11 protein-coding genes are annotated in these 14,795 nt (G+C 65.3%); all 11 read left to right on the top strand.

What is annotated here, in order from left to right; translation table 11 throughout:
• The first annotated feature begins 81 nt into the window (after positions 1–81).
• The 11 genes from BCY88_RS20100 (at position 82) to BCY88_RS20050 (ending at position 14,753) form a co-directional block, all read left to right on the top strand.
• Entirely contained in the window at positions 82–891 is an 810-nt protein-coding gene (locus BCY88_RS20100; protein ID WP_120345959.1) for a type VI secretion system accessory protein TagJ, read from the top strand.
• A 7-nt stretch (positions 892–898) separates the two neighbouring features.
• Positions 899–1,408 (top strand): type VI secretion system baseplate subunit TssE, encoded by a 510-nt coding sequence (gene tssE / locus BCY88_RS20095; RefSeq protein ID WP_120345958.1) that lies wholly within the window; start codon positions 899–901, stop codon positions 1,406–1,408.
• Positions 1,408–3,297 carry a type VI secretion system baseplate subunit TssF gene (gene tssF / locus BCY88_RS20090; RefSeq protein ID WP_120345957.1) on the top strand — a complete coding sequence of 630 codons (1,890 nt, stop codon included), beginning with the start codon at positions 1,408–1,410 and terminating at the stop codon, positions 3,295–3,297. The genes tssE and tssF overlap by 1 nt, the downstream gene beginning before the upstream one ends.
• A complete protein-coding gene (gene tssG, locus BCY88_RS20085; RefSeq protein WP_220669678.1) occupies positions 3,282–4,289 on the top strand; it encodes a type VI secretion system baseplate subunit TssG in 1,008 nt (335 codons plus the stop codon). The genes tssF and tssG overlap by 16 nt, the downstream gene beginning before the upstream one ends.
• A gap of 73 nt (positions 4,290–4,362) precedes the next feature.
• A complete protein-coding gene (tssH, locus tag BCY88_RS20080) occupies positions 4,363–7,035 on the top strand; it encodes a type VI secretion system ATPase TssH (protein ID WP_120345955.1) in 2,673 nt (890 codons plus the stop codon).
• A 14-nt stretch (positions 7,036–7,049) separates the two neighbouring features.
• Positions 7,050–7,439, top strand: coding sequence for a DUF4280 domain-containing protein (locus BCY88_RS20075; RefSeq protein ID WP_120345954.1), 390 nt, complete (start codon positions 7,050–7,052; stop codon positions 7,437–7,439).
• Positions 7,440–7,473: 34 nt separating this feature from the next.
• Positions 7,474–9,453 (top strand): type VI secretion system Vgr family protein, encoded by a 1,980-nt coding sequence (locus BCY88_RS20070; RefSeq protein ID WP_120345953.1) that lies wholly within the window; start codon positions 7,474–7,476, stop codon positions 9,451–9,453.
• Positions 9,454–9,459: 6 nt separating this feature from the next.
• Positions 9,460–11,304 (top strand): type VI secretion system-associated FHA domain protein TagH, encoded by a 1,845-nt coding sequence (gene tagH, locus BCY88_RS20065; RefSeq protein WP_120345952.1) that lies wholly within the window; start codon positions 9,460–9,462, stop codon positions 11,302–11,304.
• The gene (gene tssJ / locus BCY88_RS20060; RefSeq protein WP_120345951.1) at positions 11,301–11,960 is read left to right on the top strand and encodes a type VI secretion system lipoprotein TssJ; all 660 of its coding nucleotides are present in this window, start codon (positions 11,301–11,303) and stop codon (positions 11,958–11,960) included. The genes tagH and tssJ overlap by 4 nt, the downstream gene beginning before the upstream one ends.
• 108 nt (positions 11,961–12,068) lie before the next feature.
• Positions 12,069–13,403, top strand: a complete 1,335-nt coding sequence (gene tssK, locus BCY88_RS20055) for a type VI secretion system baseplate subunit TssK (protein ID WP_120345950.1) — start codon at positions 12,069–12,071, stop codon at positions 13,401–13,403.
• 6 nt (positions 13,404–13,409) lie between these two features.
• On the top strand, positions 13,410–14,753 hold the full coding sequence (locus tag BCY88_RS20050) for a DotU family type VI secretion system protein (RefSeq protein ID WP_120345949.1): 1,344 nt from the start codon (positions 13,410–13,412) through the stop codon (positions 14,751–14,753).
• Positions 14,754–14,795 lie beyond the last annotated feature (42 nt).

Below are 14,795 nucleotides of genomic sequence, written 5' to 3'. Positions count from 1 at the left end.
CGACACCGATCTTCACCGACCTTCACCGCTCTTCATGCCGCGGCGCTCGCGCCGCGTGCTGGAGAACTCACGAGACACGCCATGACGACTCAGGATCTGTTGCGAAGCGGCCGGCTCGACGACGCACTCGCCGCGCTGACGCAGGAGGTACGCGCCAATCCCGCCGATCCGAAAAGCCGCGTATTCCTGTTTCAACTGCTTGCCGTGCTCGGCCAGTGGGAACGCGCGAATACGCAGCTTGCCGTGTGCGGCGAGCTGGACGCCGGTGCACTGGCCATGGTGCAGAGCTACCGTGAGGCGCTGCGTTGCGAGGCGTTGCGCGCGGAGGTGTTCGCCGGCCGGCGTACGCCGGTCATCTTCGGTGAACCTGAAGCGTGGATTGCACTGATGCTCGAAGCGCTGAAGCGCGATGCCGCCGGCGCCTTCGCCGAGGCTGCGCACATTCGCGAAGAAGCGCTCGAGATGGCCCCGGCCAGCAGCGGCACGCTCGACGGTGAGCCGTTCGAATGGATTGCCGATGCGGATGCGCGTCTCGGCCCGCTGATGGAGATGATCGTCAACGGCCATTACTACTGGGTGCCGTTTCACCGGTTGACCCGGATCGCTTTCGACGCGCCCGCGGATCTGCGCGACACCGTGTGGATGCCCGCTCAAGTGACCTTCGCGAGCGGCGGCGAGAGCGTCGCCTTCGTGCCGACCCGCTACGACGGCACGCTTGCCGCGGCCAACGACGCGCTGAAACTCGCGCGCCGTACCGAATGGCACGAACCGCACGAAGGTGTGTTTGTCGGTATCGGACAGCGCGTCTTCGCAACCGATGCGGACGACCACTCGCTGATGGATGTGCGCGAGATTCAGATCGACGCGGCGCCCGCAGCGCCGCTGCAGTGAGGCGATCATGGCCGAACTGACCGCCCGGGAACGTCTTCAGCCGTCGCTGCTCGACCGGCTGACCGACGACGAACCGGATAACACGCAGGAATCGCGCGAGCGCCGCGTGCTGTCGATGCGTACGCTGCGTCAGGCGGTGCTGCGCGATCTCGCGTGGCTCTTCAATTCCAGTGGCATTGGAATTCTGCAGGATCTCGAAGCATTTCCGCTCGCGGCGCAATCGGTCGTCAACTATGGCATGCCCGATTTTTCCGGGCAGACTGCCTCGGGCATCGACATCGAGGGCGTTGCGCGCCGCATGCGCCAGGCCATCTGGGACTTCGAACCGCGCATCTTGCGCAACACGGTGCAGGTGCGGCCGATTGCTTTCGACCAGAGCTCGCACAACCAGCTCGTTTTCGAACTCGAAGGCGAACTGTGGGGGCAACCCGTGCCTGAGCGTTTGTTCCTGAAGACCGAGCTCGACCTGGAAATGGGCGAGATCCGCGTAACCGATTTCGACGCGGTGTTTTCCTGATGGACACGCGCCTATTGCGCTATTACGAGCGCGAACTCCAGCATCTGCGCGAAACCGGCGGTGAATTCGCCCGCGAGTTTCCGAAGGTGGCGGGACGTCTCGGGCTTGAAAGCTTTGCGTGCGCCGACCCTTATGTCGAGCGCCTGCTGGAAGGTTTCAGCTTTCTCGCCGCGCGCGTGCAGATGAAAATCGACGCGGAGTTTCCGCGCTTCACGGAACATCTGCTGGAACTGGTCTATCCGCATTACCTCGCGCCAACGCCTTCTATGGCGGTGGTGCAGTTCGCGCCGGACCTGGCCGAAGGCAGTCTCGCATCGGGCTTCACGCTGCCGCGCGGCACCGTGCTGAAAAGCATTCTCGGCAAGAACGACCAGACGCCGTGCGAATACCGCACCGCGCACGACACCACACTCTGGCCACTTGAGATCGCCGACGCGCAGTATTTCGCGCACGCGGGCGAGATTGCCGGGCTCGATTTTTCGCGGCTCGGCACTGTACGCGCAGGGTTGAGATTGCGCTTGCGCGCAACCGCCGGTCTTGCGCTCAACGAACTGTCGCTCGAACGCCTGACGCTGCATCTGCGCGGCAGCGACGCGCTGCCCGCGCAGTTGTACGAGCAGATCTTCGGTCATGCGCTGGCGCTGATCGCGATGCCGGCCAAAACCAATGCCAACGGCAACGCGGTGTGGCACGAGGTGATCGACCGGGCGCGGATCGGCCGCGTGGGATTCTCGGCGGACGAAGCCCTGCTGCCGCACGGACCCCGGTCGTTTCACGGCTACAGGTTGCTGCACGAGTATTTCGCGTTTCCGCAGCGTTACCAGTTCGTCGAGCTAGGCGGCCTTGGGCGCGCCGTCAGCCGCTGCGCGGACAACGAGCTCGATCTGGTGATTCTGTTCGACCGCTTGCAGCCGTCGCTCGAAGGCGGCGTCGGCGCGGAGACATTCAGCCTGTTCTGCACGCCGGCGATCAATCTGTTTCCGAAGCGGTCGGACCGCATTCAGCTGACGAAGCAGCACGCCGAATTCCACCTGATTCCCGACCGCACGCGTCCGATGGATTTCGAAATCCATCAGGTGGTGTCCGTCACCGGCTATGGCAGCGGCAAGGACGAGCAGCAGGTGTTCCGGCCGTTTTATGCGGCCAATGACCTGATGAACGAGCGCGAGGCGGGCGCGTACTACCAGGTGCGTCGCGCGCGCCGCGTGCTGTCCGAGCGGCAGCGGCGCCAGGGGCCGCGTTCGAGCTATATCGGCAGCGAGATGTTCGTCTCGCTGGTCGATCCGCTGGAGGCGCCGTATCGCAGCGACCTGCGCCAGCTCGGCGCCGAGCTGTTGTGCACCAATCGCGATCTGCCGCTTTCCATGCCGCTTGGTCTCGGTAAGACCGACTTCACGCTGGAGGCGAGCGCCCCCGTTCAGTCCGTGCGCTGCGTCGCGGGACCCACGGCGCCGGCGCCTTCGTATGCGGAAGGGGAGGTGGCGTGGCGCGCGGTCAGCCATCTGTCGCTGAACTATCTGTCCTTGCTGGATCAAGGTGAGAAGGAAGGTGCTTCGGCGCTGCGCGATCTGCTGCGCCTATATGTGGGTGTCGCCGACACGGTCGGACACCGGCAGATCGAAGGCGTGCGCTCGGTGTCGTCGCAGCCTGTCGTGCGGCGCATTCCCGCACCGGGACACATCGCTTACGGGCGAGGCTTGCAGGTCACCGTGACGATGGACGAAAGCGCCTTCGAAGGCGCGGGTATTTTTCTGTTCGGCGGCGTGCTCGAACAGTTCTTCGCCAAGTACACGTCGCTCAATACTTTCACCGAGACCGTCGTGCGTTCGACTACGCGCGGCGACATCATGAAATGGCCGGCGAGGAGCGGGCAATGCGAGATCCTGTAGCGCGCCTCGCGCCGCTTGCCGATGAGCCACGGCGCTTCGACTTCTACGCGGCGCTGAGGCTGATCGAGGCCGCGTACCCAGACAAGCCGCGCCTCGGCCGCTCGCAGCGCGCCGCCGACGATCCGGTGCGGCTCGCCCAGGCGGTGACGCTTGCGTTCGAGCCGGCGATGATCGAGAAGCTCGAATGGCGCGGCGAGAAGGCGCCGCGCATGGAGGTCAATTTTCTCGGCCTGAGCGGGCCGAACGGGCCGTTGCCGCTGCATCTGACCGAGTACATCCGCGATCGTCTGCGCAATTCGTCCGACCCGACGATGGCGCGGTTTCTCGACGTGTTTCACCACCGCATGCTGTCGCTGTTCTATTGCGCATGGGCCAATGCGCAGCCCGCGGTCAGTCTCGACCGCCCCGAAGCCGACCGGTTCGCGATGTATGTCGCGTCGCTCGTCGGGCTCGGCATGCCGTCGCTGCAGCATCGTTCGACCGTGCCCGGCGTCGCGAAGCTTCACTACGCCGGCCGTCTTGCCGATCAGCGCCGCAATGCCGAGGGTCTTGCCGCGCTGCTCGCGGATTTTTTTCGTGTGGCGGTGCGGGTCGAACCGTTCGTCGGTCATTGGATGCGCCTGCCGCTCGACGAGCGCACGCGGCTGAAGACGGGGGTGAACGCCGAACGGCTGGGCGTGAGCACCGTGCTCGGCAGCGCGGTATGGAACGTCCAGCACAAATTCCGTTTGCGCATCGGTCCACTCGATTTCGAGCAGTTCTGCACGCTCTTGCCAGGCGGCGCGAATCTCGCACGCCTGATCGACTGGGTTCGGCAATACGCGGGCGATGCGCTCGCTTGGGATGTGCGGCTCGTGCTCAGGAAGGAACACGTGCCGCCGTTGCGGCTCGGGCGCACCGCGCGGCTTGGGCTGACGACCTGGATCGGGAGTCGCGAGCGGACCCGCGATGCCGATCAGTTGCTGTTCTATCCGGTTCCTTCGCGATCCTGAGGCGACAAGTCTCCGGTGTCGGAGAAAGAACATTTCATTAAACGTAGGCACCCACACGCTCTAAAGGACATTCATGGCTGAGATCAGTCGCGTCGCGTTGTTCGGAAAGTTGAACGGGCTCGCTTACCGGGCGATAGAAAGCAGTACGGTGTTCTGCAAGCTGCGTGGCAATCCGTACGTCGAGCTTGCCCACTGGATTCATCAGATCCTGCAATTGCAGGACTCCGACCTGCATCGCATCATTCGCCATTTCGACCTCGACGCCGCCGTGCTCGCGCGCGACCTAACGGCGGCGCTCGATCGCATGCCGCGCGGCTCGACCTCGGTGACCGATCTGTCCTCGCAGGTCGAGGAGGCGGTCGAGCGCGCATGGGTGTACGGCACGCTGATGTTCGGCGAGTCGCAGGTGCGCACCGGCTACATCATGGTGGGGTTGCTGAAGACGCCTGGCTTGCGCCATTCGTTGCATGCGATTTCCCGCCAGTTCGAGAAGGTCAAAAGCGAAACGCTCGCCGACGCCTTCGATGAAATCGCCGGCGGCTCGCCTGAAGCGAACCTCGCGGCGACCGACAACTTCCAGATGGGCGCGGCGGCGCCTGGCGAAGCCAGCGGCGCGCTCGCGCCGGCAGCGCTCGGCAAGGGCGAAGCATTGAAACGCTTCACGCTCGATCTGACCGAACAGGCGAGAAGCGGCAAGCTCGACCCGATCGTCGGGCGCGACGAGGAAATTCGCCAGGTAATCGATATCCTGATGCGCCGGCGCCAGAACAATCCGATCCTCACCGGCGAGGCCGGCGTCGGCAAGACCGCGGTGGTCGAAGGATTCGCGCAGCGCATCGTGGCGGGCGACGTGCCGCCGCAATTGCGCGATGTGCGCCTCCTCACACTCGACGTCGGTCTGTTGCAGGCGGGCGCGAGCATGAAAGGGGAGTTCGAGAACCGTCTGCGGCAGGTGATCGAAGAAGTGCAGGCCTCGGAAAAGCCGGTGATCCTGTTCATCGACGAAGCGCATACGCTGGTAGGCGCGGGCGGCGCCGCGGGCACCGGTGACGCCGCCAACCTGCTCAAACCGGCGCTCGCGCGCGGCACGCTGCGCACCGTTGCGGCGACCACCTGGGCGGAATACAAGAAGCACATCGAGAAGGACCCGGCACTCACGCGCCGCTTCCAGGTCGTGCAGGTGCCGGAGCCGTCAGAGGAAAAGGCCTTGTTGATGATGCGCGGCATTGCCTCGTCGCTGGAAACGCATCACCGCGTGCAGATTCTCGACGAAGCGCTCGACGCCGCCGTCAAGCTGTCGCATCGCTACATTCCGGCACGCCAATTGCCGGACAAGGCCGTGAGTCTGCTCGACACGACGTGCGCGCGGGTTGCGGTCAGCCAGCACGCCACACCCGCCACGATCGACGATGCCCGAAAGCGCATTGCCGCGCTTGAAACGGAATTGGCGATCATCGGGCGCGAGACGGCGGTCGGTGTCGATACGCTCGAGCGTGAGACGCTCGCGACGCAAAAGCTCGTCGCCGAACGTGCCCGGCTCGCCGAACTCGACGCGCGCTGGCAAACGGAAAAGACGCTGGTGGATAGCATCCTCGAGCTGCGCGGCAAGTTGCGCGACGCAACCGGCAAGGTGGAAGGCGCGGCGGATACCAGCAGTGCCGAGACATGGCTCGCCCAACTGAAAACGTTGCAGGCGCAACTTGCCGTGCACCAGGGCGAGACACCGCTGATTCTGCCGACTGTGGATCACCAGGCGGTTGCGTCGGTGGTGCAGGACTGGACCGGTATTCCGGTCGGCCGGATGGTGAAGAACGAAATCGAGAATGTGCTGAAACTGGCCGATACGCTGTCGCAACGGATCATCGGTCAGCGCCACGCGCTCGACATGATCGCCAAACGTATTCAGACCTCGCGCGCGGGGCTCGACAATCCGGGCAAGCCGATCGGCGTGTTCATGCTGGCCGGTACCTCGGGCGTGGGCAAGACCGAGACCGCGCTGGCGCTCGCCGAGGCGCTCTACGGCGGCGAGCAGAACGTCATCACGATCAACATGAGCGAGTACCAGGAAGCGCATACGGTCTCCTCGCTCAAGGGTGCGCCGCCGGGCTATGTGGGCTACGGCGAAGGCGGTGTGCTGACCGAAGCGGTGCGCCGCCGTCCGTACAGCATCGTGCTGCTCGACGAGGTGGAAAAGGCCCACCCGGATGTGCACGAAATCTTCTTCCAGGTCTTCGACAAGGGTTGGATGGAAGACGGCGAAGGCCGCGTGATCGACTTCAAGAACACGCTGATCCTGCTGACGACGAACGCCGGCACCGATCTGATCACGAGCCTGTGCAAGGACCCGGAGTTGATGCCCGACGCCGAAGGCATCGCCAAGGCCCTGCGTGAACCCTTGCTGAAGGTGTTTCCGCCAGCGCTGCTGGGCCGTCTCGTGACGATCCCGTACTACCCGCTGAACGACGAGATGATCGGCGCGATCATCCGGCTGCAACTCGGGCGTATCGCGCGGCGCGTCGCGCAAAGCCACAAAGTGCCGTTCACCTACGACGACGAAGTGGTCAAGCTGATCGCGAGCCGCTGCACGGAGCTGGAAAGCGGCGGCCGGATGATCGACGCGATCCTCACGAACAGTCTGCTGCCCGCCATCAGCGGCGAATTTCTGACCCGCTTGATGGACGGCAAACCGGTGCGCCGTGCGCACATCACCGTGTCGAACGGCGAGTTCAGTTATGCATTCGATTGAGGAGCGGCGCTGCCATGGCTAGCCAGGTCTCGATGGGCGCGACCCTGAAGTGCTCGTTCGGCGCGGCGCCGTCGAGCCTTGTGGTGTTGCCCACCAACAAGGTGCTCGCGGAGGGGCCGCCCGCCGCCAACATCATGGATCACATTCCGCTCGTCAACATCATGCCGTTCGGCACCTGCAACTCGATCGCGAACCCGACGGTCGCCGCCGCGACGGCGGCCGCGCTCGGCGTGCTGACGCCGATGCCATGCGTACCCGCGACGGTGGCGCCTTGGACACCTGGCGCGCCGACGGTGACGATCGGCAATTTTCCGGCACTCGACAACACGTCGACCTGCCTATGCACCTGGGGCGGCGCGATCAGCTTCGTCGCGCCGGGCACCGTCAAAACGATGATTCCCTAAAGGCTGACGCGTGGCGACCTTAGCGACCACCTCCATGACTACTCAGAAGAACCGCCCGTGCGCCGTGTCGAGCCCGCTCGGCGAAGACGTGCTGCTGTTTGCCGGCATGAACGGCAGCGACGAACTCGGCCGGCTCAGTGAATACCGGCTCGACCTGCTGAGCGAAAGCGACGCGATCGCGCTGCCCGATATTCTCGGACAGCCGATGAGTGTGCGTATCGACCGGCCGGGCGGCAACCCGCGGTATTTTCATGGCTACGTCACGCAGTTTTCGCATACCGGCTGGCGCGGCCGTTTTGCGACCTATCAGGCAACGCTGCACCACTGGCTGTGGTTTCTCACGCGCGCGCACAACTGCCGGGTGTTCCAGAACAAGACGGTCGTCGAGATCATCAAGGACGTGTTCAACGAGTATCCGGCGAGCTTCGATGCATCGCTTTCCAACACGTATGAAGCGTTGCCGTATTGCGTGCAGTACCGTGAGACCGACTTCGCGTTCGTGAGCCGGCTGATGGAGTCGGCTGGCATCTACTACTTCTTCCGTCAGGACGCATCGAGCCACACGCTCGTGCTCGCCGATTCGTACGCGGCGCACAACGCCCTCGACGGTGCCGCATCGATCCGTTACATGGCCGGTGGCGTGAGCGGCACACGGGGCATCGAATGCATCGACGAATGGACGCTGCAGGGCGCGTTGCAGACGCACGAGCAGAGCGCCGCGGATTTCAACTTCGAGATGGCAACCAATCGCGAGGCCAGTATCCCGCTTGCGCAGGCTGCGTTGCAATCGAACTACGAGAATGCCACGGCGGCACGCTTCGATTATCCGGGCGGTTTTGCGACCCGGGCGGCTGCGGAGACCGTGGTTCGCACGCGCCTCGAAGCGATCGAGGCGCGGGCCCAGCGCGTTAGCGGCTGCTCGAATATAGGCGCCGTCAACCCCGGCGGATTGTTCAAACTGTACGACCATCCGCGCGCCGATCAGAACACGCAATACCTCGTGACGGGTGCTTGCTACACGATTGCATACGGCGGCTACGAGTCGGCCGGCGGTGCGGCGGAGGGCCTGAGGTTTTCCTGCACGTTCGACGCGCTCGACAGCACGCATGCGTTTCGCACACCGCTCACGACCCCCAGGCCTTCGATTCGTGGTCCGCAGACCGCGTTCGTGACCGGCAACAACGACCAGGAAATCTGGACCGACCAATACGGCCGCGTCAAGGTGCGTTTTCACTGGGACCGTTCCGGCGTCAGCGACGGCGACAGTTCGTGCTGGGTGCGCGTCGCCCAGTCGTTTGCCGGCAAGCGCTGGGGGGCGCTGTTCCTGCCGCGCGTCGGGCAGGAGGTGGTGGTCGAATTTCTCGAGGGCGATCCCGACCGGCCGCTTGTCACCGGCACGGTCTACAACGCCGGCATGATGCCGCCTTACGCGCTGCCCGATAACGCCAGCCGCTCGGCGATCAGGAGCGATTCGTTCAAAGGCGGCGACACGTACAGCGAACTGCGTTTCGACGACAAGGGCGGCAGCGAGCAACTCTTTCTCTTCGCGGGCCGTAACCAGGACAACACCGTCAAGAACGATTCGCTCGAATCCGTGGGCAAGGACCGGCATCTCTCGATAGCGGGCAACCACTATCTGAAGGTTACGGGCGACCGGCACGACACGGTGGAGGGCGCGCACAACGGCAAGATCGGCGGGACGCTTTCGTTTGACGTGACGGGCGACACGCAGCACAAGTCGGGCGGCAATATCGCGCTGAGCGCGGGCAGCCGTATCGATCTCAAGGCCGCGAACATCACGCTGGAGGCGGATCAGATGCTGACTTTAAAGGTCGGCGGCAACACGATCGTACTCGCGCCGGACGGCGTCTCGATCTCCGGTACGACGGTCGCCATCGTCGGCTCGGCGATGGTTAATATCAACGGTGGCGGCGCGAATAGCGGAGGGTCCGCGCAAGCGGCCGCGCCGCAAGCGCCCGACGCGCCCACGGAGGCCGACGATGGCACGAGGTAATCCGTCATGTTCCTGATACTTCGCGTGGAACACTATCGCAACGCGGCGGCGCCCGAGGCGATTGAAAGGAAATTCGGGGTGGACGGCGGCACGATCGGCCGTTCGACCGACAACGACCTGGTCCTGCCGGACCCGGACAAACTGATCTCGCGTGCGCATGCCCGCATCGAGTTCCGCGAGGGCAGTTTTCTGATTCAGGACGTGGGCAGCAATCCCAGCGTGCTGAACGGGCGGCCGTTGGGCGGCTCGCGCCAGGCGCGGCTGACGCACGGCGACGATCTCGCGGTGGGGGAGTATCTGTTGAGCGTGGTGGTGCAGGCCGATGCGCCCGCGGTTGTGGCAGCGTCTCCATCCCCGCTTGCTGCCCGCCATGGCCTCGACGATCTGCTGGGTTCGGGCGGCGCTTTGCCGTTGCCCGATCCGCTGGCGTTGCCGCCGGGCCTCGACGCGTTGCAGATCGGCAGTGGGCCGGCGGACGATCCGCTCGGACTCAATGGGCCGTTGAACTCGCACGCGGGGCCGCTAGCTGACGCGTTGTTCGAACGTCCGTCGCTCGAGCGGACGCCGGGCTACAGCGGCTCGATGGGCACACATGCGGCGCCGGAGTCGTTGCCGTTCTCTGGCGCGTCGATGGGAATTCCTACGGACTACGATCCGTTTGCGGATTTGGGGCAAGGTGGCCGCGACGTTCATGATGTGGTGACGGCGACGCAGCAGCAGGTGCATGAGCGAAGCGCGAGCGAGACATCGGCGGCGGCGCCCGCGCCGGTGCTGCTGCCCGAATTCACGATTCTCGGGCGCTCGGGGCAGGGACCGGTCACGCCTGTGCCGGCCGCGCCTATGCCGGCCGCACCTAAGGCGGCCCCGTCAGTTCCGCCTGCATCGTTGGCGGTTTCGCGTGATGAGCGAACGGATCTGCTTTCGGCTGGCTCGCAGAATCAGCATGCGGGTACGCCGCCCGTGAGTGCGCGTGCGGAGCCCGTCAAGCCGATGGCAGAAGTCACGCTTGTGGAAGTACCGCCCCAGCCAAATGTGCTCTCACAGGGAGCGCAAGCTGGCGTGCCGCCTGTTTCCACTCAAGTGGAGCACGCGGGGGCGTTTGCTGTCGCCCAGGTAACCGCCGGGCAGGCGGCCACTGCGATTCCTGCAGTCCCCGTTCACGCCATGCAGGCGGCGCAGGCAGTCCAGCCGGCGCCAACGGGCCAGGCAATGCCAACGCCTGCATCAGCGCCAGCACCCACATCCGCTCCCGCGCCAACGCAGGATGCGATTCTGCAGGCGCTCCTCAAAGGCCTTGGCGTTCCCGACCTGCCGCTCGGCTCGCGCAGCACGGTGGACCTCGCCGAACTGGTCGGCCAGATGCTGCGCGAATCGCTCGGTGGAACCATCGACGTGCTGATGGCCCGGGCGTTGACCAAGAAGGAGATTCGCATCGACATGACGGTGATCGGCGTGCGCGATAACAATCCGCTGAAATTTTTCCCGGATGTGGATAGCGCGCTGATGCAGATGCTGTCTGGGCGCGGCGTGGGTTATCTGCCGCCGCTCAAGGCGATCTGGGCCTCGTTTGACGACATCAAGGCGCACGAGCTCGCGATGGTCGCCGGCATGCGCGCGGCGCTGCTCGACGTGCTCAAGCGTTTCGACCCGGCGGCGATCGAGAAGCGCGTCTCGGCGCCGAGCGTGATGGACAAGATGCTCGGCGGCAACCGCAAGGCGCGCATGTGGGACCGTCAGGTCGAAATGTACGACGAGATGGTGCGCGAGGCCGACGACGACTTTCAGCGCCTGTTCGGCGAACGTTTCGCGAGCGCTTACGAAGACCAGATCGGACGCATACGTTCCAAATGAAAACTCGTTCTCCTTTGGACCTGTTCCGTCGCGCGCCGGCAACGCCGCGTGAGAACCCGCCCGCGCGGCCACGGCGCATCGATTGCAGGCGCCGGCTGTTGGTCCTGGGCGCAGCGTCGCTATTGGCCGGCTGCGGCATGCTCGACAAGCTGCCCTTGATCGGCAAAGCGAAGCCGCCGCCTGCGCCGCCACCGGCTCCCGCCGCACCGCCACCGCAGCTTATCAACGTCACGCTGAAAGCCGCCGCCGAACTCAATCCGGACGTCACCGGCAGGCCGTCGCCGGTTGCGGTGCGGCTCTACCAGTTGAAGTCGGCAAGCAAGTTCACCAACGCCGATTTCTTCGCGCTGTTCGATCACGACAGCGCGTTGCTAGGCGCAGACCTGCTCGCGCGCGAAGACCTTCAGGTCGAGCCCGGCGCGACCCGCGTCGTGGTGCTGGAGCGTGCGAAGGACGTTCGGCAGATCGCCGTGCTGGCCGCGTATCGCGACGTCGACTCGGCGAGCTGGCGCGCGGTCGTCGACGTCTGGCCGGCCGACGTCAAACAGGTCGAGGTTCGGCTCGAAGCATTGGGCGTCGCGCTCGCGGCAGGCGCGCCGGCGGCGGCACCAGCGGCACCAGCGGCAGCGAGCCAGGGCGGCGCGCCCCATTCGTAGATTGCGCCGCGCGCGTTGGCCGTCGACGAGCGGGCAGGGGTTGTCCCGAACTCGTCAGGCAAAGAGACGAATTGATGAATCGCAGCATCACCGGAGTTAGCACACGCGATGTCCTGGAACAACAAAGTCATCTGGTCCGAGGGGATGTTTCTGCAGCCGCAGCATCTCCAGCAACACGATCGTTATCTTCACGCGCTGGTCGAATCGCGGGCGGCCGGACTGCGGCCGTATGGCTGGGGCTTCACCACGCTCAAACTCGACGATGCGCAACTCGCGCTCGGCAAGCTGGCGATTCTTGAGTGCGCGGGCGTGCTGCCTGACGGCACGCCGTTCGCGCTTTCCGCCGACGACGCCCCGCCGCCCGGCATCGACATTCCGGATGACGCGCGCAACGCGCTCGTGGTGCTCGCGCTGCCGGTGCGCCGGCCCGGTATTCCGGAGGCCACGGCTGCACCGTCCGCCGATGGTTTCGCGCGCTACGGCACGCTCGAATACGAGGTGAACGACAGCAACGCCGACGGCACGGGCGCCGCGCTGCTGCAGATCGGCAAGCTGCGCCTGAGACTCGCGTTCGAATCCGAAGTGGTGAATGCGCATGCGTGTCTGGGCGTCGCACGCGTGATCGAGCGGCGCGCGGACAACCGTGTCGTGCTCGATCCCGATTACGCGCCGCCGTGTCTCGACTACCGGGTGGCGCCCCGGCTCGCCGCGTTCGCCGACGAATTCACCGGGCTGCTGCGCCAGCGCGGCGAGGCGCTTGCGAGCCGTTTGACCGCGCCAGGCACAGGCGGCGCTGCCGAGATTCAGGACTTTCTGCTGCTGCAACTCGTCAACCGCGCCGAGCCGCTGATCGCGCATCTGGCGACCATGACCGGCTTGCACCCGGAAGAACTGTTCCGCGTCGCGGTGGCGCTGGCGGGCGAACTGGCGACCTTCTCGCAGGCGAACAAGCGCGCCGCGCAATACCCGGTGTACAGGCATGACCGGCTCGCCGAAACCTTCATGCCGGTGATCGCGGATCTTCGGCAGTCCTTGAGTATGGTGATGGACTCCGCCGTCGTACCGATTCCGCTCGACGCCCGAAAATTCGGCGTGCATGTCGCGGTGGTGCCCGACACCGAGCTCTACAAGTCCGCCATGTTCGTGCTCGCGGTCAATGCGCAGATGCCCGCAGAAACCGTGCGCAACAGCTTCGCCCAGCAAGTCAAGATCGGGCCGGTCGAAAAGATCCGCGACCTCGTCAACCTGCAGCTTCCCGGCATCGCCTTGCGCGCGCTGCCGGTTGCGCCACGGCAGTTGCCGTTTCACGCCGGCTTCACGTACTTCGAACTCGATCGCAGCAACGATCTGTGGAAGCTGCTGCCCACCTCGGCCGGCTTCGCGATGCACGTAGCGGGCGAATTCCCAGGTCTGCAACTGGCGTTCTGGGCCATCAGGAGATAGCCGATCATGAGTCGAGACGACTTCGCTGCGGATCAGGACGCGACGTTCCTGGTGCCGCGTCCGGGCGGCAAGGGCGCAACGCCGGGCGCGCCCGCAGCGCCTGGTGAGATACCCGCGCCCAGCCCGTCACCAGTGCAATCAACGGCGCAGACCGATGCGCCCACATCCGGACCTATCTCGACGAGCGGGCTCAATCCGCTGTTGCGCGCGGCCAATCCGCTGCTCGATCTGATCGTGCCGTTGCGCCATATGTCGACGCATTCCGATCTCGAAGACTTGCGCCGCCGTCTGGTCGATGGCGTGCGTCAGTTCGAGAACGAGGCCCGCGCGGCGAACCTCAGCGTCGAAACGCTGTCGGCGGCGCGCTACGCGTTGTGCACCTTTCTCGACGAGACCGTGTCGAGCACGCCGTGGGGCGGCGGAGGTGCGTGGTCCGGGCGCAGCCTGCTGATCCTGTTTCACAACGAGGCCTCGGGTGGCGAGAAATTCTTCATGATCCTGCAGCGGCTCGCGCAGGACCCGCGCGCCAACCTCGAAGTGCTCGAGCTGATGTACGTGTGCCTCGCGCTCGGCATGGAAGGGCGCTACCGCCTGATCGAAGGCGGCCGTGCCCAACTCGACGTGTTGCGCGAGCGCTTGCTGGCGATGATCCGCGAGCGGCGCGGCCCGCTCGAACGCGATCTGTCGCCGCATTGGCAAGGTGTCGTCGACAAGCGCAATCCGCTGATGCGCATGCTGCCGATGTGGGTGCTCGCCGCGCTCACCGGCGTGATTCTGATGGGGCTGCAACTGGCGTTCTCGATCAGTCTGAACCGGGCGTCCGATCCGGTATTCGCCGCGCTGCACGGCGTGAAGACGGCGGTGGCCCAACCTGCCGCCGCGCCGAAGGCCGCCGTCGCGCTCGAACCCGTGAAGCCGCGCCTCGCTACGTTTCTCGCGCCGGAGATCAGCCAGGGGCTCGTCAGTGTGGCCGAGACGCCCGGCAAATCGACGGTCACGCTGCATGGCGACGGCATGTTCGGTTCGGGCAGCGCGGACGTGTCGCGCAGTTTCTATCCGCTGCTCGATCGCATCGGCGACGCACTGAAGACCGTGCCGGGCCGCGTCGTGGTGGCGGGGCATACGGACGACCAGCGCATCGTGTCGGCACGTTTCCCGTCGAACTGGCATTTGTCGCAGGCCCGCGCCGAAGCAGTCAAGCAGGTGCTGGCCGCACGCACCGGCGCGCCCGAGCGTTTCGCCGCCGAGGGGCGTGGCGACACCGAACCGCTCGTGCCGAACGACAGCGCGGCGAACCGCGCGCGCAACCGGCGCGTGGATGTGACCGTTTTCACCTCGGGTGCGCCATGAATGACGTGGTTGCCGCGATGTTTCCGCTTTGTCTTTTGCCAG

The sequence above is a fragment of the Paraburkholderia fungorum genome (genome assembly GCF_003610895.1).
GTDB lineage: Bacteria > Pseudomonadota > Gammaproteobacteria > Burkholderiales > Burkholderiaceae > Paraburkholderia > Paraburkholderia fungorum_B.
Note: the sequence above shows the minus strand (reverse complement) of the source record. Positions and strands in the feature narration are given on the sequence as shown.